At 46.8% G+C, this 20,431-nt stretch carries 12 protein-coding genes and 1 tRNA gene; 6 read left to right on the top strand and 7 right to left on the bottom strand.

Annotated elements, in window-relative coordinates; genetic code table 11:
- Positions 1-329 precede the first annotated feature (329 nt).
- The 5 genes from F0P94_RS18160 to F0P94_RS18140 all read left to right on the top strand — a co-directional run bounded on the left by F0P94_RS18160 (position 330) and on the right by F0P94_RS18140 (position 8,837).
- The gene (locus F0P94_RS18160) at positions 330-1,529 is read left to right on the top strand and encodes an MFS transporter (protein WP_225307281.1); all 1,200 of its coding nucleotides are present in this window, start codon (positions 330-332) and stop codon (positions 1,527-1,529) included.
- Positions 1,530-1,751: 222 nt separating this feature from the next.
- Complete coding sequence (locus F0P94_RS18155; protein WP_150905740.1) at positions 1,752-2,672, top strand: class I SAM-dependent methyltransferase; 921 nt, start codon at positions 1,752-1,754, stop codon at positions 2,670-2,672.
- A gap of 829 nt (positions 2,673-3,501) precedes the next feature.
- Positions 3,502-6,168, top strand: coding sequence for a multicopper oxidase domain-containing protein (locus tag F0P94_RS18150; protein ID WP_150905738.1), 2,667 nt, complete (start codon positions 3,502-3,504; stop codon positions 6,166-6,168).
- 69 nt (positions 6,169-6,237) lie between these two features.
- Positions 6,238-6,705: a DUF305 domain-containing protein gene (locus F0P94_RS18145; RefSeq protein ID WP_225307280.1), complete on the top strand. Its 468-nt coding sequence runs from the start codon at positions 6,238-6,240 to the stop codon at positions 6,703-6,705.
- A gap of 50 nt (positions 6,706-6,755) precedes the next feature.
- Positions 6,756-8,837, top strand: coding sequence for a copper-translocating P-type ATPase (locus F0P94_RS18140; RefSeq protein ID WP_150905736.1), 2,082 nt, complete (start codon positions 6,756-6,758; stop codon positions 8,835-8,837).
- Between the two features lie 57 nt (positions 8,838-8,894).
- Here F0P94_RS18140 and F0P94_RS18135 read toward each other — a convergent pair whose 3' ends face one another.
- The 7 genes from F0P94_RS18135 to F0P94_RS18105 form a co-directional block, all read right to left on the bottom strand.
- Positions 8,895-9,104, bottom strand: a complete 210-nt coding sequence (locus F0P94_RS18135; RefSeq protein ID WP_150905734.1) for a heavy-metal-associated domain-containing protein — start codon at positions 9,102-9,104, stop codon at positions 8,895-8,897.
- A gap of 98 nt (positions 9,105-9,202) precedes the next feature.
- Positions 9,203-9,655, bottom strand: coding sequence for a hypothetical protein (locus tag F0P94_RS18130; protein WP_150905732.1), 453 nt, complete (start codon positions 9,653-9,655; stop codon positions 9,203-9,205).
- An 812-nt stretch (positions 9,656-10,467) separates the two neighbouring features.
- The gene (gene uvrA, locus F0P94_RS18125) at positions 10,468-13,011 is read right to left on the bottom strand and encodes an excinuclease ABC subunit UvrA (protein ID WP_150905730.1); all 2,544 of its coding nucleotides are present in this window, start codon (positions 13,009-13,011) and stop codon (positions 10,468-10,470) included.
- A 258-nt stretch (positions 13,012-13,269) separates the two neighbouring features.
- Positions 13,270-16,101: a LamG-like jellyroll fold domain-containing protein gene (locus F0P94_RS18120; RefSeq protein ID WP_191907099.1), complete on the bottom strand. Its 2,832-nt coding sequence runs from the start codon at positions 16,099-16,101 to the stop codon at positions 13,270-13,272.
- Between the two features lie 665 nt (positions 16,102-16,766).
- On the bottom strand, positions 16,767-17,969 hold the full coding sequence (locus F0P94_RS18115) for a hypothetical protein (protein WP_150905726.1): 1,203 nt from the start codon (positions 17,967-17,969) through the stop codon (positions 16,767-16,769).
- Between the two features lie 1,097 nt (positions 17,970-19,066).
- Positions 19,067-19,708 (bottom strand): response regulator, encoded by a 642-nt coding sequence (locus F0P94_RS18110; protein ID WP_150905724.1) that lies wholly within the window; start codon positions 19,706-19,708, stop codon positions 19,067-19,069.
- A 314-nt stretch (positions 19,709-20,022) separates the two neighbouring features.
- A complete protein-coding gene (locus tag F0P94_RS18105) occupies positions 20,023-20,211 on the bottom strand; it encodes a hypothetical protein (RefSeq protein WP_150905722.1) in 189 nt (62 codons plus the stop codon).
- Here F0P94_RS18105 and F0P94_RS18100 point away from each other — a divergent pair.
- Positions 20,204-20,276 (top strand) — tRNA-Thr (locus F0P94_RS18100). The two genes, F0P94_RS18105 and F0P94_RS18100, sit on opposite strands and share 8 nt — an antisense overlap.
- The last annotated feature ends 155 nt before the right edge of the window (positions 20,277-20,431 follow it).

The following is a 20,431-nucleotide window of genomic DNA, read 5'->3' as shown; positions in this document are numbered from 1 at the left end:
GTCTGAACTATGATTTTCAGGATTTATATGATTAATATGATTTCCCGCCAAAAAAATTACGACGGGGCCGGAGCAGGGGGAGGAAAAGAGAAGCATAAAGGTTACTGAAATTGTTGCTTCAACCTTAGCAACGTTTTCAAAACTTTCCCAGGACTTTCACTGCAATTTTTTCTTTTAATCATTCCTTGCTTTTTCCCGGGTTCGTATTAATTCTTTGCGAAAATAAATTCCTGTCTTTCTTTTCAATCCTTAAAATCGTGTTCAGACAATCCTGTCCGTAAGTAGCAAGACTAAATCTCCGTATCTTTGCAGCTTTAAAGCGCTTCCCCTTGATCCCGAATTCTGCCAACGCCCCAAAGCCACACCCCGAACTTACCCTATCCATTCTCTGGCTCATGACAATTTCCGCCGGAATGGTGGTGGCGAATATTTACTACAACCAGCCTTTACTGGGAGAAATAGCCCGGACCTTCCGCACCACGGAGGCCAGGGTTGGCAATATAGCCATGCTTACCCAAGTGGGCTATGCGTTGGGCCTGGTGTTCATTGTACCGTTGGGCGATATGTTGCGCCGGAAAAAACTCATCCTGCTCGATTTTGTTCTGATCATTTTTTCTCTGGTACTGGCAGCTTTTTCCCCGAACGTTTACACCCTGATGGCCGCAAGTTTGCTGATCGGTATTTCTTCGGTGGTGCCCCAGCTTTTTGTACCCATGGCGGCGCAACTGGCCAAACCAGAAGCCCGTGGCAAAGCGCTGGGATTTGTCATGAGCGGCTTGCTGATCGGTATTTTACTTTCGCGTACGCTGAGCGGCTTTGTGGGGGCGCACCTGGGTTGGCGGGCCATGTTCCTGATCGCGGCGGGTTTAATGGTGCTGCTGTGGGTTGCCCTTTGTTTTATGCTGCCGGAAGTGCACCCTGATTTCAAGGGGAATTACAAAAGCCTGATGCGATCGTTGGGTACCCTGATCCGGGAAGAACCGGTGCTGCGATTGGCAGCGGTCCGGGGTGGTTTGTGCTTTGCCGCTTTCGGCGCTTTCTGGACGACTTTGGTTTTTCTTTTGCAAGCCCCGCCCTTCGGCTATGGCAGCGAAGTGGCCGGCGCTTTCGGTCTGGTCGGGGCAGCCGGTGCCCTCGCTGCTTCCGTCATGGGCCGCCTTAGCGATAAAATGAATATCCGCCATATTATCAGCGGCGCTATTTTCCTAATCATTTTGTCTTACCTGATCTTTGGCATTTTCAGTACCAGTATTACCGGATTGGTATTGGGCGTAATCCTGTTGGACCTGGGCGTGCAGGCTACCCACATAGGCAACCAGACGCTTATTTTCAGTTTAAACCCGCAAGCCCGTAACCGCCTGAATACCGTGTATATGGGTACTTATTTTGTAGGCGGCGCTCTGGGAACTTGGCTGGCCAGTCAGGCCTGGCAGCGCTGGCACTGGAACGGCGCGGTAGGAGTAGGTCTGGCAACTTCCTGTTTAGCCTTGCTGCTGCACCTGTATTTTTCGCGGAGAAAGAATGCCTGAAACGGTATCAGTTCCTGCTGAAAAGCAACAAGAGCTGGTTTTTGTTTTTAAAATATAAACTACGGGCCCTAAATTTCAATTGTATAGCTGCTGGCTGAAGCGTCTGTAAATTGTATTGCTTTTGAAAATTATAAGCTTTTCTTTGCCGGAATTTTCCTGCGACATAGCTCCTGAAAATAGCTGCAGAAGAAGGTGTTTTAAACTCATTCCACTAACCCTGCCATGCTGGAAACGTTATTGCCCATCGTCGAAAAACAATTGCTTTTCAACCGGAAAAAGAACCTGTTCTGCGAACCGGAATTAAGTAACTTCGGTTTTTCACCGGTTGTCTTTGCTTTTATCCGGGAGAATTCGGCTGCCCTGAAAAACGTAAGCAATCTGGAGGTAGAAACCCTGGCAGACTCCCTCGTAAATAAGGCCATTGAGGCCTTGTGCCAGGCCAATCAGTTTTATTATTTCAATAGCTTCGATCGGACGGCGCTTAAAAAGGTCTATCTTAAACTGTTGCACGAAATAAAGCAGCTCCCGGCCGGAGAGGAAGAGGATGCACTGGCGAGTTTGGCGCCTCGCCATTACCGGGCGCTGCAACGGTGGCTCCGGAGTTCCAACCCTTTTGCCAGAACCCTTTATTCAACAGCGGAACCTTATCTGAAACAGGAAGTTGTTTGCGGTGAATATGCTGCTCAGACCCAGTTAAAAGTTTTGAACATCGATCCCGGAAAAATATTGGAGCCGGTGCTGGACCTTGGCTGCGGACAACAGGCATTTCTGGTAAACCATCTCAGAAAATTGGGCCGGGAAGCTTTCGGGATAGACCGGAACGTGACGCCTGATGAATTTCTTTTTCAAGCAGATTGGTTCGAGTTCGATCTCATCCCCGGCAAATGGGGAACCATTATCAGTAATCTGGGCTTTTCGAACCACTTTCAGCACCACCATTTGCGGGTAAACGGCGACTATGCAAAATACGGGCAACGCTACATGGAAATCCTGAATGCCCTTAAACCGGGCGGTACTTTTTATTACGCCCCTGATCTGCCTTTTATCGAAACTTACCTCGATCCTTCGGAATTTAAATTAGAAAAAACCGCAATAGAAGGGACGGATTACTATGCTTCCTGCATTACAAAAACCTGCGCGTAAAATGCGGTGATATTGAAATGCTGCAACTGGTTAATGCATGTTTTTCTTTGGAATGGCAAGGGATGAAATTTAAGGTAGTTGATTGTTAACAGGAAGGTGTTGACCTCACCTAAACCCTGCAAACTCAGAGGCGTTTCATTTTCATGCAACCCTGCTAAATCAGGAGGACTTATTCAAATATGTAATTCTTCATTTTTTAGCACTGAAGTCTGAATACTTCTTCTTGTTCTTTAAGCCCAAGTGACGCTCCGTTTAACACTTGCGCCATGGTGACTTTCTCAGGTATCAGCCCTGATTTTTACCCTTTTTAATTACCAAAGCATACCGGCAGCGAATCCTGCAAAACAAATCTGAAATTCTGTAACGGCAACGGCTTGGTTAAACCTTTCCTTTGTAGATGATATTATTCCAGCCTTTTTGTCTGAACTATGATTTTTAGGATTTATATGATTTGTAGGATTTTTCGGGAAAAGAATTAATAAGAACCGGAGCGGAAGGAGGAAATTAAAAAGCGAAGTAAAAAGAAAGACGAAAGTGCTGAAATAAGCACCATGCAGGTTACAAACTTTCAACGGCTTCCACCGCAACTTTATCTTTCAATGACCATTCCACGCTTCTGAACCTGAATTATTTCTTTCCGAAATAAAATCCTGTCTATCCAATCAATCCTTAAAATCGTGTTCAGACAAGCCCGGCTGCGTATGGTCAGTTATTAATTGCTTTACCTCCGTATACCCACTTATCCCAAGGTTACCTATTAGAAATTGGAAAAATGAATTTGATAGCACGGTCTGAAAAATTCAGGAAGGTTTTGAAAACTAAAATAAAGATGAAAAAGATTCTGGCGCTCATGCTGTTTTTAAGTTTTGGTCCGGTAACTTTTGCCCAGCACGAGGGGCATAATATGCCGGCAAAACCACAACAGCAATCTACCATATACACTTGCCCGATGCACCCCGAAGTGCAAAGCACCAAACCCGGCACCTGCCCGAAATGCGGTATGGCGCTGGTAAAACAACAACCTAAAACGGTACCTAAACCTGCGCCAAAACCAAACCCGGAGCCAGCCAGCCAGTCAAAGCCCAAAGAACCGGCTAAACCTGCAGCAAAACCGTCGGTTAAACCAAAAGTTCAGGGCGGAAAAACGGCAGGGAAAGAGGCAGAAAAACCTGCACCGCAGATTCAGAATGGAGACGAAAAAAATGAACCGGTTGAAAAAGCTGGCCATAAAGTCGAAAGTCCTGGCCCGGCTTATCAACCCAAAACGGTACGCTACGATCTGTATGTAAAAGACACGGTAGTAAATTATTCGGGCAAACCAAAGAAAGCAATTGCCATTAACGGGCAGATCCCGGCGCCGGCTTTAACGTTTACCCAGGGCGATACGGCCGAAATTTACGTGCATAATAATCTGGATGAAGAAACTACCATTCACTGGCACGGCGTTTTCCTGCCTAACCGCTTCGACGGCGTGCCCTGGCTTACGCAGAAACCCATTAAACCGCACAGCACCTATCTCTATAAATTTAAAGTCATTCAGAACGGCACGTACTGGTATCATAGCCACAGCGCTTTCCAGGAACAAAGCGGCATGTACGGGGCCCTGATCTTTATAAAAGTAAACGAACCCGAAATTCCCGCCATTCCGGTTGTTTTAAGCGACTGGACCGATATGAACCCGAAGGAAGTGCACCGCTATTTGCGTACGGCCAACGACTGGTTCGGAATTCAGAAAGGCGCTACCCAGGCGTATGCCGAAGCGATCCGGAAAGGGCATTTTAAAACCAAGCTCACCAACGAATGGAAGCGCATGCTGGCCATGGACGTGAGCGACGTGGCCTACGAAAAATTCCTGACCAACGGCAAGCCAGCAAACGATCAACCCCAATTCAAAGGCGGCGACCAGGTAAAATTGCGGGTGGTGAACGGCGGCGCTTCCACGTATTTCTGGCTCACGTATTCCGGCGGAAAAATAACGGTGGTGGCTAACGATGGTAACGATGTTGAACCCGTGGAAGTAGACCGCCTCATTATTGCGCCATCCGAAACCTACGATCTGCTCGTTACCATTCCGGAGGATATGCAGTACGAATTTTTAGCCACCGCCGAAGACCGCACCCATTCCACTTCGTTGTGGCTGGGCAGCGGCCACAAAATGCCGGCCGAACCTTTAGGCCGTCTCAAATATTTCGAGGGCATGAAGATGATGAACGGCATGATGAAAATGAACGGCGACATGGAACCCATGGGCATGCAAATGAGCCTGCAACAGATGGACATGAATGCGGTAATGTACCCGGAAATTACCGGCGAAGAGGAAGGCAGGAAAAAAGCGAAAGAAACTTTAAAACCGGCGGCCGGAAACGCTATGCCAAACGGCCAAAAAACCGATACCACGCGCACCGATCATGCTATGCAAGGCCACCAAATGCAAGGCCACGAAATGCAGAGCCACGCGGGGCATAATATGGCTGCAAGCGACGAAAACCTGGTAACCCTGAATTACGCCATGCTCCGGGCAACCGAGAAAACCACGTTAAAAACCGGGCCCGAAAAAGTGCTGCGCTTCGAGCTAACCGGCAACATGAACCGCTACGTCTGGACCATCGACAACAAAACGGTATCGGAATCGGATAAAATTCTGATCAAAAAGGGGGAGAACGTGAAGATCATCATGTATAACAATTCCATGATGCGCCACCCCATGCATTTGCACGGCCACGATTTCCGGGTGCTGAACGGCCAGGGAGAATATGCGCCTTTAAAAAATGTGATCGACATTATGCCCATGGAAACCGATACCCTGGAATTTGCGGCCTTCGAAAGCGGCGACTGGTTTTTTCATTGCCACATTCTCTACCACATGATGGCAGGTATGGGGCGGGTATTTTCCTATCAGAATTCCCCGCCCAATCCGGAACTGCAGGACCCGAAAATGTCCTGGAAAATGCTGAACATGGAAGAGCGCATGGTGCTGCCATCGGCCCAGGTAGGCATAGAAAGCAACGGCAGCGATGGCGAGCTTATGCTCGGCAGTACCCGCTGGCAAGCTACCACCGAATGGCGGATCGGCTTCAAAAAAGAATACGGTCTGGAAAGTGAAACGTACCTGGGCCGGTATTTCGGGAAAATGCAATGGCTCTTTCCGTTCATCGGTTTCGATTACCACCACAACAGCGTAGTGAACCAGCCGGAAGAAACGCTATTAGGCCAAACCAGCAACCAGAATAACCGCAAAGCAGTGGTAGCCGGCGTACAGTATATGCTGCCCATGCTGGTGCTGGCCGAAGCCCGGGTAGACAGTGAAGGCAAGTTCCGGTTTCAGTTACGAAGGGAAGATATTCCGCTAACCAACCGCTTACGCCTGAACCTGATGGGAAATTCGGATAAGGAATACATGGCCGGTTTACGATATCTGGTTACCCGGCATTTTGCCATTTCCACGCATTACGACAGCGATATGAAGTACGGCGCTGGGATTACTTTTATTTATTAACCGGGTAGCGTTTAGGAAAATTTAGCCCTGTTTAAACCGATTTAATGCAAACCCTTTAAACCCCAAAAGATGGAAAACCATACTATGGATGCCGGAAATTACAAAAAGTTTGCCCTCATGCTGGCTTTGTCTTTCCTGATAATGTATGCCGTTATGTTCCTGAACGTGGCGGAAACCGACCATATTTATTTAAGCCTTTCCCGGACGTATATGACTCTGCTCATGGTATCTCCGATGGCAATACTCATGCTGCTTATGATGCCGATGATGTATAAGCATAAGAAACTGAACCGCTTAATTATGGTTTCTGCGCTGCTTGTATTTGTCCTGACCTTAACTTTCTTGCGAAAGCAGATTCCGGTTAATGATCAGCAATATATGAAAGCAATGATCCCGCACCATTCGTCAGCCATTATGGTAAGCAAAAATGCTGACTTAAAAGACCCGGAACTTAAAAAGCTCTCGGAGGATATTATAGAAGCCCAGGAAAAAGAGATCAGGCAGATGAAGCATATTTTGCACCGGTTAAATAAATAAAATTTAAAGTTAGCTGTATACTTTTCTGGAGTACATACTTCTGAATAAATATGGATCATTCGCATCAGCACCATCATCATCCGGAAGATCATGCCGCTCATAAAGCTAACAATAAAGTAAAAACCGATCTGGCCGAAAAAACAGTGCATGCCCACGAAAAAGCGGGTGGGCACGGCGAACACGGCCACGACCATCACGCCATGATGATCGATGACTTTAAAAAGCGGTTCTGGATCTCGCTGGTTTTATCGGTGCCGGTTATTGTGCTGAGCCCCATGGTGCAGCACATTCTGGGGTATACCCTGGAAGTGCCGTATGCCGGTTACATTGCTTTTCTGCTTTCATCCGTTATTTTCTTTTATGGCGGCTGGCCTTTTTTAACCGGTCTGAAAGATGAAGTAAAGAAAGGGGCACCGGGCATGATGACCCTGATCGGGGTGGCTATCACGGTAGCTTACGTGTACAGCACTGCCATCGTGTTCGGCTTGAAAGGCATGGACTTTTTCTGGGAACTGGCTACGCTTATCGTGATCATGTTGCTGGGCCACTGGATCGAAATGAAATCGGTAATGGGCGCTTCCAAAGCCCTGGAACTGCTCGTAAGCATGATGCCTTCCGAAGCCCACGTGATACGGAACGGGCAGATGGTCAACATCCCGATCTCGGAACTGCAGAAAGACGACCTTATCCAGGTAAAGCCCGGCGAAAAAGTACCCGCCGACGGTTTGGTGGAAAGCGGCGAAAGTTACCTGAACGAAAGCATGCTGACCGGCGAAAGCAAACCGGCCCAGAAAGTAAAAGGCGATAAAGTGATCGGCGGCTCTATAAATGGCAATGGATCCCTGCAGGTGCGGGTGCAGAATACGGGCAAAGACAGCTACCTGAACAAAGTAATTAACCTGGTGCAGGAAGCCCAGAAAACAAAATCGGAAACCCAGAACCTGGCCGATAGAGCGGCCAAATGGCTAACCTACGTGGCCCTGTTTGCCGGTTTTGCCACCCTGGCCGTTTGGCTCATGCTGGGCGCTGAATTTGCTTTTGCCCTGGAACGCATGGTAACCGTAATGGTCATTTCCTGTCCGCATGCCTTAGGGTTAGCTGTGCCGTTAGTGGTGGCCATTTCTACGGCGGTTTCGGCCCGAAATGGTTTACTCATCCGCAACCGGACCGCATTTGAAAATTCCCGCATGATCACGACCATTATTTTCGATAAAACCGGTACGCTTACCAAAGGTTCCCACGAAGTGGCCGAAGTTGTTACCTTCAACAATGCAATAACCGAAACGGAAATGCTGCGGCTGGCGGCGGGCGTGGAACAACACTCGGAACATTACATTTCGCAGGGAATTTTACGCAAAGCCAAAGAACAAAATATCACGGTTCCGGCTTCCGAAAACTTTCATTACCTGCCCGGAAAAGGCCTGGAAGGAACGGTAGGAGGAAAGGACGTAAAAGTGGTAGGTCCGAATTATATTCAGGAATTTAAAATTGCCGTACCGGAAAATAAAGCGGAAGAAGGCGTGGAAACGGCGGTTTACGTGCTGGTAGATCAGCAACCGGTTGGCTACATCAAGCTCCGGGATCAGATCCGGGATGAATCGGCGGAAGCCATTGCGGTCTTGAAAAAGAACGGCATCAAAAATCTGCTCTTAACCGGCGACAACGAACGCGTTGCCCAGAATGTAAGCGACAAGCTGCAAGTGGACGGGTTTATGGCCAACGTGCTGCCGCACCAGAAACAGGAAAAAGTAAAAGAACTGCAAGCTCAAAATGAATTCGTAGCCATGACCGGCGACGGCGTAAACGATGCGCCCGCCCTTGCCCAGGCCGACGTAGGCATTGCCGTAGGTTCCGGTACCGACGTAGCCGCGGAGACTGCCGATATTATTTTGGTGAACAGCAATCCGCAGGATATTGCTTCGCTTATTTTATTCGGCAAAGCCACCTATCGCAAAATGATCCAGAACCTGATCTGGGCCACCGGTTACAACGTAATAGCCCTGCCTTTGGCGGCCGGGGTTTTATACAACTGGGGCATCATGATCTCACCGGCCGTGGGAGCAGTGCTGATGAGTTTAAGTACCATTATTGTAGCTATTAATGCGCAGTTTTTGCGAAAAGAGCTGAAGTGAAATTTAAATAAAAAAGGGCTGCTACATTAGCAGCCCTTTTTTATTACATGATATTTTTTACAAGCTTTCTGCTTTATAACCGGCTTCTTTTACCAGCTCAATAACGGTCGCTTCATTCAGTTTTTCAGTAGTTACGGTCAGTACTTTCTGGGCATTGGTAGTATCTACGCTCCATTCGCTGATGCCTTCGGCCTTATTCAGAAATGGGGTTACATTGGCTACGCAACCGCCGCAATTGATATTGGTTTTAAATTTCAGCTCTTTCATAATTAGGTGCCTTTAAGTTCTCTACAAAGATACCGCCTTGCCTTCCCGAAAGCGTTACAGGATTATAGCTGATTGTTACAAGATTTGGCTGAGCTGCCTTAGTTGAGGGATGCCTGGTAGTTCTTTTCTGATTCGAAATACTGCACTTCCCCGGAAGAACTGCCTGGTTTCAGGGCGATAAAAGCTACCGATTTATCTACTTCCTTTCCTGAAACCGGATCAACGGCATACCTGACGGAACGTTCATTTTTAATGGTTTTTACGCACATCTCGCAGCAGCCATAATACATTTTGTCTTCAAAAGGAACCGGGAACTGTTTTTTGCCCATATACGCGTTATTTACCATGCAGACCAGGTCTTTGGGCAGGCCGGTTTCGGTCATCGGGTTTGCTTCTGAAGCTTTTGTTGCCGGATCATGCGCGTGCGTTGAAGCTACCGATTGGGTAGCTTCTGCCGGAGAAGAGGCCTGGCCTGATTCAGGCTTTTGCTGGGAACAGGATGCTGTGAATAAGCCGAGGAACAATCCGGTTAATATTATATAGTTTTTCATTTTATGATGCATTGAATATTTTGTAATGGGGTTTCGAAATTTATTAGCCTTAAAGAAGGAAAAAACGAGATGCGCTTTACCTGAAAAAGCTCGTGTATTTCCGCTGTCAGAATAACTTCAGGAACCGTTCAGGAAGTTGAAACCAAAGCAATTCAGCCCTGAATAGCGATAATAGTTTTGCTTTAGAACACTTATTTTTTTACCGGCGTTCCGTCTTCTATCTGCGGATTGGCCTGGTACATAGTCAAGTTAATTTTTAGAAAGTGGGATTACAAATCCCACGGCTCGGTTAAGACGGGATTACAAATCCCGTTAAGCAAATTCCAGTAATTAACTTGACCGTGTATTAGGCTAATAATTGTTCGCCCTGGTTTAAAGATCCATATATTTCGTATCCGATAGCTGTCACCTGTTAGCCATTTTTCTCTGCTTAGAAAGGAAAAAAGCGATGAAGCAAATAAAGGTTTGTAGGGGGACATTCCTTAGGGATCTTTATTGATAATGTGCTTAAATCAATCTAAAATGGTATAAATAGATCTGGAAAAATCGGTTGATTTTTGATTAGCAAATTCCACCTTTACAAACTGGCTATCAAAATAAAGTTAAAGGTTACTGCTCTGCTTAATTTTGTGGCATGCATTAATTTTATCTTTATAACGTTACGGCAGTAAAAAAAGCAGCTTTAATAGCTGCCTTTTTATTGGTTTCATATTTCTTACAACCGCTCCGCTTTGAATCCCTCTTCCTCTATAATTCCTGTTACTTCAGCTTCACTTCGTTTTCCCGTAGAAATGGTTTTCCAATCAGGTCGGTTAGATGCCCATAAAGTCCGCCAGATATGGCGCCGTCCGGCTTGCTTTCGATTTGGCAACTTTAGCGGGTGTTCCTTCGGCAACAATTCTACCGCCTTCTTCGCCGGCTCCCGGGCCGATGTCAATTACCCAGTCGCTGGACGCTACCAGGTGCATATCGTGCTCTACTACCACTACGGTATTGCCGGCTTCCACCAGATTGTCGAGCTGCACGATCAGTTTTTCGACGTCGGAAGGGTGGAGGCCGGTGGTGGGTTCGTCGAGGATGTAGAGCGAATTACCGCGTTGGGTGCGCTGCAGTTCGGCGGCCAGTTTTATGCGTTGCGCTTCCCCGCCTGATAGTTCCGTAGCCGGCTGGCCTAAGCGTAAATAACCCAGCCCAACTTCCCGGAGCACGGTTAAGGCACGGTTTATGGCCGGTTCTTCGGCAAAGAATTCCCAGGCTTCATCTACACGCATCTGCAAGACTTCGGCAATGTTTTTATCGCGGTAAGTTATTTCCAGGGTTTTGGCGTTGAAACGGCTGCCGTGGCAAACCGGGCAGGGCGCATACACGCTCGGCAGGAAAAGCAGTTCTACCATTACAAAACCTTCGCCCTGGCAATTTTCGCACCGGCCTTTGGCCACGTTAAAGGAGAACCTGCCGGCATCGTACTTCCGGGCTTTGGCCGCTTTGGTAGCCGCAAAAAGTTTGCGCACGTGGTCGAACAAACCCGTGTAGGTAGCCATGTTGGAGCGCGGTGTCCGGCCGATCGGTTTCTGATCTACCCGCACCAGTCGTCTGATTTTCTCCATGCCAGCAACGATCTTTCCGTTCGTTTCCTGCGCTGGTTTTGCCTTTACCAATTCATCGGTTTCTTCTTCTTCCGGTTCCAGCTCCTGCCCTAAATATTCCGAAACCAATTCAACTAGTACCTGGCTTACCAGGCTCGATTTTCCGGACCCGGACACGCCGGTAACCGAAGTCAGCACGCCCAATGGAAAAGCAGCCTCTACGTTGTGCAAATTATTCCGGGTTACGTTTTCCAAGCGCAACCAGCCTTGAGGTTCGCGCGGCGTGCGTTGCGGTACATACTGGTTTCCGAAAATATACTCCCGGGTTTTAGAAGTTTCGATCTTTGCCAAACCTTCCGGCGGACCGCTGTACAGGATCTCGCCGCCGCGGTCGCCGGCTGCCGGACCTACGTCTACGAGCCAGTCGGCCTTGCGGATCACTTCCACTTCGTGCTCCACCACAAACAGGGAATTGCCCGCTTTTTTCAGTTTGTTTAAGGCTGCCAGTAAGGCCTGGGTATCGGCGGGGTGCAAACCGGCGGAAGGTTCATCCAACACATAGACTACGCCGAATAGATTAGACCGCACCTGGGTAGCCAGGCGAAGGCGCTGCAGCTCGCCGGGCGAAAGGGTAGGCGTGCTCCGTTCCAAATTCAGATAGCCCAAACCAAGGTCGAGCAAAACTTCTATTCTGGAAACCAGGTCTTCGGCAATGCGCTGCATCACCATTACTTTTTCCGGGTGTTCAGCTATCATTTTAGCTTCTGCTTCGGCGGTTCCGGCGGCGTATGGTTTCAGTATCGCGGCCAGTTGTTTTAAGGGGAGGCGCGAAATATCGGCAATGTCGTAGCCGGCAAATTTTACGGAAAGCGATTCGGGCCGGAGGCGCTTGCCCTGACACATGGGGCAGTCGCTGCTAAGCATGAATTGCAAGGCCCGTTTTTTCATGAGCGGGCTCTGGGTGTTGGCAAAGGTGTGGAGCACGTGCCGCTTGGCGCTGGTAAACGTGCCCATGTAGCTCGGTTCCAGTTTCCGTTTCAGGGCGCGCTGCGTTTCTTCCGGACTAAGACCGGCATAAACCGGAACTACGGGCTGCTCCTCGGTGAACAGGATCCAGTCGCGGTCTTTTTGCGGCAACTCGCGCCAGGGAATGTCTACGTTGTAGCCCAGGGTAACTAATATGTCGCGCTGGTTCTGGCCGCCCCAAGCCGTTGGCCAGGCCGCAATGGCACGCTCCCGGATCGTAAGCGAATCGTCGGGCACCATGGAGCGTTCGGTAACTTCATAAATCCTTCCTAAACCGTGACAGGTCGGGCAGGCGCCTTCCGGGGTATTGGGCGAAAAAGCTTCGGCGTAAATAATGGGCTGACCGGGGGGATAATCGCCGGCGCGGGAATAAAGCATCCGGAATAAATTGGAAAGCGTGGTTACGCTGCCTACCGAAGAGCGGGTAGTTGGGGTACCGCGTTGCTGCTGAAGAGCTACCGCCGGTGGCAGGCCCTCAATATCATCCACTTCCGGCACGGCCATCTGGTGAAACAAACGACGGGCATACGGCGAAACGGATTCGAGGTAGCGGCGCTGGGCTTCGGCGTAAAGCGTACCAAACGCGAGGGAAGATTTTCCGGAGCCGGAAACGCCGGTAAAAACCACCAGGGCATCGCGCGGAATATCGAGGCTTACATTTTTAAGGTTGTGTTCGCGGGCGCCGCGCACCTGCACAAAGCCGGTAAATTTATTAGATAGTGAATTATCTGAATTTTTGGTCATGCGTTGAGAACCGGACTTTCGAAAACCCGGAGGAACTTTATTGTGCCAAGTTTACTAAAAAGGAGGCATAAAGTTGTGAATGAAGAGTTGCGTAAGTTGTGTTTTAATGCTACAACATGAGCAAACAACTCCTGCTTTATTTTAATTTCTGCTTTCAGGTAAAAATAAATCTCTAATCCAGCAGGCTTAGAGATTTATAAACAGACAATTTATGATGGAAGTTAATAATGGAAATTAGCGGACTCCGGTAAACATACGCTACTGTTTTATGATCTTCATTACCAATATCTGATCGCTGTAGGTAGTTCGAAGTAAATAGATACCCTGCGGTAAATGCGGCAACTCCAGGACCTGGTCTTTTTTATCCGGTTTAATCAGAAAGCTGCTTCGTACCTGGTTATTCAGATCAAGTAGTTCAACTTTAACGGCCCCTGCTACTGGGTTTTGAAATCTTAGGTGGAGCTCCCGACTACATGGATTCGGATAAGCTTGAACAAAATCAACAACCCTAAAGGGGGCAGGTACCGTAATTATTTTCGAATAATTGTAAGTGCCATCATAGTCATGCTGCTTAAGTCGGTAATAAAGAATGGGGATTTTGGCTGCAGTTTCGTCGGTAAACTGGTAAGACCGGATATGGTGGCTGTTTCCGGCGGAAGCAACTTCCCCAACTGGCTTAAATTCCTTGCCGTCGGTTGCGCGCTCCACTATAAAATTGCTGCTGTTTTCTTCGGTTGCAGTTTGCCATTCCAGCAGAACTCCAGCGTGCGTGTTTTTTCCGGAAAACGACAACCAGGTAACAGGGAGCGGGGAATTAATATCCGAAATGGTCCAGGAAGAAAATGATTTGGTGGAAACTTTAATGCTTCGCATGTTGCCGTTACTAGTAATAGCTTTCAACTCTTCGATAGGGATCCAGTTTGCGCCAGCATCGTTGCTTTTCCAGACCTGACCTTCTCCGGTCGAAAAATCTTTGCCGTTGTCATCGGAACTCAGCCAGGTGAAAGTAAGATCTACTGCAGTGTTTGCAGGAATTTCCGGAGAAATCAGCCATTGCCGGCTTATGCTCTCTTTATTTTTATCCCGCGGATTCTGAACCGGTACTCCGTTGTAGCGCGAAACCGTAACCTTTCCCCAGTTGCCGCTGCCAACGTTATCGAAAAGCAACCCCATATCGTCGAAAGAATAGGTGCCGGGGCCGGAAATAGCCAAAGTTTTAGTTATTTTTCCTTTGAAATGGGTCGTAATATCTTCCCCGGTAAGGTTACCATTTAAGATGATAGAGTTGCCAGACATAATACCGCTTTTGAATACCAGGTTTCCGTTCAGGATAAGGTCTGAATTTAACTGCACCCCAGCCGGATTATCAATTTCGAAATTGATGCTATGTTCAAGATTGTTATTAAAAATATTAATTGACCTAATGGCGCTGTTCTGCAGAATTATAAAGCCGGTACCGCTTTGGGAACCGCCCAGCGTCAGGTCGCCTCTTAGTAGTACGTTGTAACGAGAAAGGTTAAAGGTAAAGGCAAGAGGGCTACCGGTTAAAACCAGGTTGCCAGTTACCTCTATATCGCCCTGCAGTTCCTTTATTGCATTTTTTCCGCTAATAACCAGGTTATGGTATATGAGCGAAGGAATGTACTGGGTTCCGAAAGCCGCCGTAAAAGCAATGGTACCATCTGTGTGCGTAAAAGTCCCGGAAGGGGTAAAAGTGCCGTTAACTTTTAAATCCGCACCATTAATAAGGGAAAGGGTAGCCCCGTTTTCTATGGTTAGATTTCGGCAATTAGCGATTGTGCTAACCTGGGGCATATTAACCGCATTGGCAGGAATAATTACATCCGTAGCAGCAGTTGGCAAACCGCCGCACCAGTTCGCCACATCGTTCCAGTCGGAGCTGGCTGTCCCCGTAAAGGTTCCGGTCTGGCTAACGCTGATGGTTTGAGCAATTGATCGGGTGCAGCCATTGGGATAAGTTGCCGTAGCGGTATAGGTGGTTGTTGCCGAAGGCGAAGCCGTTACGGTAGCTCCTGACGCGCTGCTAAGCGAAGCTGCCGGGCTCCAGCTGATATGCGGTTGCAGGCCCGCTCCGGAAGCTTGCCAGACAGGCACACCGGTAGCGCTGCCGGCAGTTAACGTACCGTCAAGGTTGGTCCCGGAAATGTGGGATATTTTAGTACCGCTACCTTCATCGAACCGCCAGTAAGTTATCAGGTTTGGAGTTGAGGCAGGTACAATGGCATGCATGTCCCGCTGAATTTCTTGAGGTGAACGCACTTTATCCCAGATCCTGAATTCATCCAGGCTGCCCCTGAAATATGTTCTTATGGTTGAGGAAACATCATCCCCGATCTTAAGCATGGTGGTTCCGTTGGTAATCGCACCTTCCGAAAGTCCGTTGTCGCGGGCTACTTCCACGCCGTTGATATAAATAGCTTTAAAGCTCCCTAATCTTCCGGCCGAAACCAGCGCAACATGGGTCCATTTATTGAAGTAAGGCGTAAAGTCGGTTGAAAGCCGGCCGGCAGCCAGTACGTTTCCATAGTTCCAGGCAAGATCTTTTCGGTTGTTGGCCGGTATCATGGCGTGGAAGATTTTGGAGTTTGTGTTGGTGGCTGCAAAAACGGTTCGGTTTCCGGTAACGGTGCTTGGTATATTAACCCAAAACTCTACCGTAATGGCGCGGCCATCGTTGTTGAGGTTGAAGGAAGGAACATTAACATACTGGCCCGCTCCATCGAAATTCAGAGCAGTGCCGGAAGTATTTAAAGAAGAAGTTGCCGTAATCAGCACTCCATCCCCATTACAGATCTGGGTTTTACCAACGCTCATGGTTACATCTGGTAAAACGGTAAAGCTACCGGAGCTGATCGCTGTTCCGCTGGGCGTGACCACGCTTATAGCCCCGGTAGTAGCACAATAAGGAACAATTGCGGTAATTTGTGTAGAAGAGTTGACTGTAAAGCTTAGTGCCGGCGTGCCGTTAAAACTAACAGCGGTAGCGCTAGTAAAATCTGAACCGGAAATAACTACGGAACCGGTAACCTGAGCGGAAGCGGGCGCAAATAAGCTTATTGATGGCTGCATCTGGAAGCTCTTTAACCTGATATTAATATCGACGTAAAATTGCTCTCCTTTGTTTATTTCAAAAAGGTATTCCTTACTATTGCTTTTAGTTTGCGTCCTTTTTAGGTCAATTGTATTGGTGCGAATAAACTCGGGAGGATCGGCGTAGCCGGAGGCGTTGATTGATAAAGTTGCGGGTAATAAAATAAAGAAGCAGATTAAGAATCTGAGCCGCCTTGCTAACAAGGTTTTTGTGGTGTACATAAAATGTGATTGTGTTTAGTGTTTGATTGAACTGCTTGTGCCTAGTGGGCGATTTTTGAGATGGATGAGCTTCAGGTAGAAAAAAAGTATGGTGATTTTAGGGGGAATTGTGGGCCATGGTATTTAAAAAATATCTTGGGGTAATTCTATTTTGCTCTGTAAAAGCAATTACCGGAACATGCCATTGCTTTTCTTGTTGCTTAGTTTTCTGAATGGAATGGCCTCCCCAAGCCCAAAACTGAATATTCCAAGTTTAAAAAAGAGGCCTTGATTGGGCTAAGCTGTTTGTTCAGAATTGTTAGCAGCGCTGCTTTCTTGATCAAAAAGAATAGGATTAAAAAAAACTGCCCGAAATGCTCCGGACAGTTTTTTACTTTCTACCATAGATTAACACTCAACTTAACCAGGCACTACGAAAAGTATTATTGGGTATAAATGACATCGCTCAGGGTATTGGAAGTAAAGGTATTAGAGGTTGCCACATCTGAATTGATCTGACCAAGACCATTAACATGAATGCCGTGGCCCCCGCTGTGGGTTAGCGCCGAATTCCGGATACTCAGGCTGGAATGATCCGTAATCGTGATGGCAGCCTTTGTATTTGAAAGCATCGGCTGGCCTCCGGCATATTTAATCTCAGCATTTTCAATTACGTTCATCGAGCTTCTGGAATAAAAAATAAACCCATTCCAAGATCCTACTGTTTTGTCTACGCCGGTAATGGTTATTTTGCGGGCTGTGGTTCCAGCGGCATGCATGTAACCATTACTTCCAATCTCAAATTCTTCGTTCGGTTTAACTTCAATAGTAACGCCCGGAAGCAGCTTCCAGCCTGTTTGTACACTTATGGAACCCATAAAACGATACGGTGTATTGTCGTTAAAAGCCGGCCAGACAACTTCACCAGTTCCGTTAATCCAGGAACGCATCACTTCAATTACATTTCGATTGTTGCCCTGCGAAAAGGACGAAGCCGCATCAAGTTTCTGCACATTGTCAGCTAAAAGTTTTAAGGGAGCCTCGTTGTTGTTACTTAACGTGTTTTCCGAAAAATTTAAAAGCAGCGATTCATCGCGTAAGTACAAACCATAACCGCCGCTTCCTGATATCAACGAGTTGCGGATGTTCAGCCGGGCATCCTCTTCCAGAATAACATTGGCTTTAACGTTGTCGGTACCCGGAATACTTCCCGCATTCAGAATCTCAGTATGGAGTAATTCGTTATGGCTGTTTATCGAATAAATATCGAGCCCAGCCCAGTAGCCTTTTTGGGCTATTTTTCCTGTAAACCGAACCTTTTTGGTTGCCTCCCCGCGGGAAAATATAGCTCCATCTTCAGCAATAAGCATGGAAACATCTTCTGCAAAAGCAATTACCACGCCTGGTTTAATCGTTAATTCGCCATAAACTGCAATGTCTTTGTTAACAATATAGTCCGGGAAATTCGGGTCAGTAATTCTGTCTTCCAGCGTGGTGTTCTGGGTTATATCACTTTCCAGGGTTACTGCATGGGCGGTAACCGGTGGATTGGGATTTTGAGGTTGCGGTTTCGGATCTTCGTCGTCTTTTCCGCAAGAAGAGAGCAGCAGGGACGAAGCTGCAAAAGCAAATAAGAAGTTCTTCATAGGTTTCATACTTTTCGTAAAGGGTTTTAAATTTGAACTGAGTGAAATTGTTTCGTCATTAATTCGAAATAAACCAGGTATAACCTGGCTGCAGATAGGGTCAGAAATTAGGCGTTATTTGTTGAGAGCATTAAGTATTTTGGATAGCGGTGCAACAGACATGGAGTCCGGAGGATTAAAAGAGAGTGTTAGTAAGGGCAGGTTATTTTTAAAGAAGGGCCGGTAACTTCATTGGGCAAACAACCTGATTGAAAGCGCTATTTAACTGGTAGGTTGAGATTAGTTTAGACCTTCCTTCCGAATGACAGGACCGATAATATTGCATCCGGTTTCGGTAATTCCGATTAGCCATATGGGGAATCTGTCCGGCTGCAGATCCGGGAAAAATATAAAGTTCAATGAATTGCGTGTCCCTTTTTCCATGTTTGCTTCTGGTTTATTTACTTAGCAAAAGTAGGAGGCTGCCAGGCGCGAAACTTCCGGGGAAAAACTGAAAAATAAAATTACGTAGTACTACTTAAGCGCTTTTTGTCTGAACTATGATTTATTTGATTTGTGTGATTGAATGATGGGAATGGTTTTTCGACGGAAGAATTGCTACGAATGCGGAGCAACATGAGTAGGGGAGTTGGAAAAGTTCAAAAAACTGTCATCTTGGTTGATAGTGAAGGACCTCATTGGCTTTCTGCACAAAAGCCAGATTTAACAGTTTTACCAGTTGCCGACAAGTTTTTTCAGAGCTACGCTCGCAAGTTTCGTGCTCCCTCGCGCTCACTTGTGCTCAACATGACAGCCATCTTGAAATAGCTTCTTTTTGAGTAGTTAAAGGTGCCGCTTTAAGCGATTGGTGAGTTTAAAAACTTTGTAAAACGCACCCTACTTATAAGCCATTCTTTAGCTTAAAAACGCTATGCTCAAGTTAGAATAAATTCTAATCTAAACTTAAATCCTGTCTGTCTTTTCAGTCCTGAAAATAGTGTTCAGACAATTCTTTTTTTAATGGCAGGAAAAACGAAAAAGCATCAGCACTGAACTCGGAAGAGCTTAAGCAAAAATTCTTCTGATTCGGAAAAAGATAAGAGAATCAGTAGCGGCCCTTAGTCGATAATGCCTCTTTTTATAGCTTCTTTTACCAGGGAAGCCGTGTTTTTAGCTTCCAGTTTCTGGGTAAGGTTAAAGCGGTGGGTTTCTACGGTGCGTAGGCTCAGAAAAAGTTTATCGGCAATTTCCTGATTCGTGTTTTCTTCGGCAATGAGCTTTAAAATTTCCTTTTCTCTTTTGGTAAGCGGAATCTCGTAAACCGACCTTTTGGAACCGGAAAGGCTTTCCTGCAATAAAAGTTTCTTCACGGTTTCATCAATAAATTCCCCATCGGCTGCCACCGTTCTTATTGCTTTTACGAGGGTTTCCTGGTCGGCATTTTTCAGCAGATAACCTGAAGCGCCGGCCCGCATCATTTGCTTCACATAATGCGGTTCGCCAAAGCTGCTGAAAGCAATGATTTTAATTTTCCGGTGCGTCTTCCGGATTTGTTTGCAAAGGTCAATGCCGGAAGTTTCCGGCATCTGGATGTCGAGCAGCAGTACGTCGGTTTGGATAACCTCCAGAAACTCAATTAAGGCCTTGCTGTTTGTGTCAGCAAATGCTACGGTAATTTCCGGGACGCCGGAAAGCATGTTTTTTAACCCGGTAATTACTACCTGGTGGTCGTCTAATACTGCAAGGCTGATCGTATCCATTAAGTATTTTTTATCAGAACCATTCAAATTCAACCGGAACTGGTTTTGGGCTTCGGTTTTAATTCTCTTTACTTAACAATAAAGTTGCTGGAAACGCTGCCCTGTTTGCCAGCTTTGCTGACAATTGACAAGCCCCCCTTTTCACTGGCAACATTTAAAACCTGTTCACAAAATTAGAAAACCTCCTCTGATTATCCCATACTTTCCTGACTTACGTTGTTTTGTATGCGGGTGCATTTTGAATTCAAAGCATGGCGATTTCTTTGAAATTAAGCTCCGCAATAATTTAAGCCTGATTATGGGAATGGAAATGATTAGTTGAATGGGTTTTTCTTACGTAAAGGATACTGTTTTCCGGAAACCCAAATGGTTGACGCTGTTTGTTTTTGGTGTTTTTTTAATTTAAAACGAAAAAAAGTATCCGGTAAAATTTGTAAATTCAAAACAGGGTAGTAATTTTGCATCATCAAAACGGGCAGCGCCTGTGAGATAGAAGCCTCCATAGCTCAGCTGGTAGAGCAACTGACTTGTAATCAGTAGGTCGTTGGTTCGATTCCGACTGGGGGCTCAAAAAAAAATAGAAAAGCACTTCTGAAAATTTCGGAAGTGCTTTTTTGTTTTCAGGCGTTTATAAATTTCCTTAAATAATGGGGGATCAAGTGGATCAAGGATCAAGTTAAAAATTTGAGGGGGATTTAAAAAAGTGTTTGTATTGGGTTGAAT

Source organism: Adhaeribacter soli (assembly GCF_008727925.1).
GTDB classification, from domain to species: domain Bacteria; phylum Bacteroidota; class Bacteroidia; order Cytophagales; family Hymenobacteraceae; genus Adhaeribacter_A; species Adhaeribacter_A soli.
The sequence above is the reverse complement of the archived record's forward strand: the minus strand, read 5'-3'. Positions and strand labels throughout refer to the sequence as shown.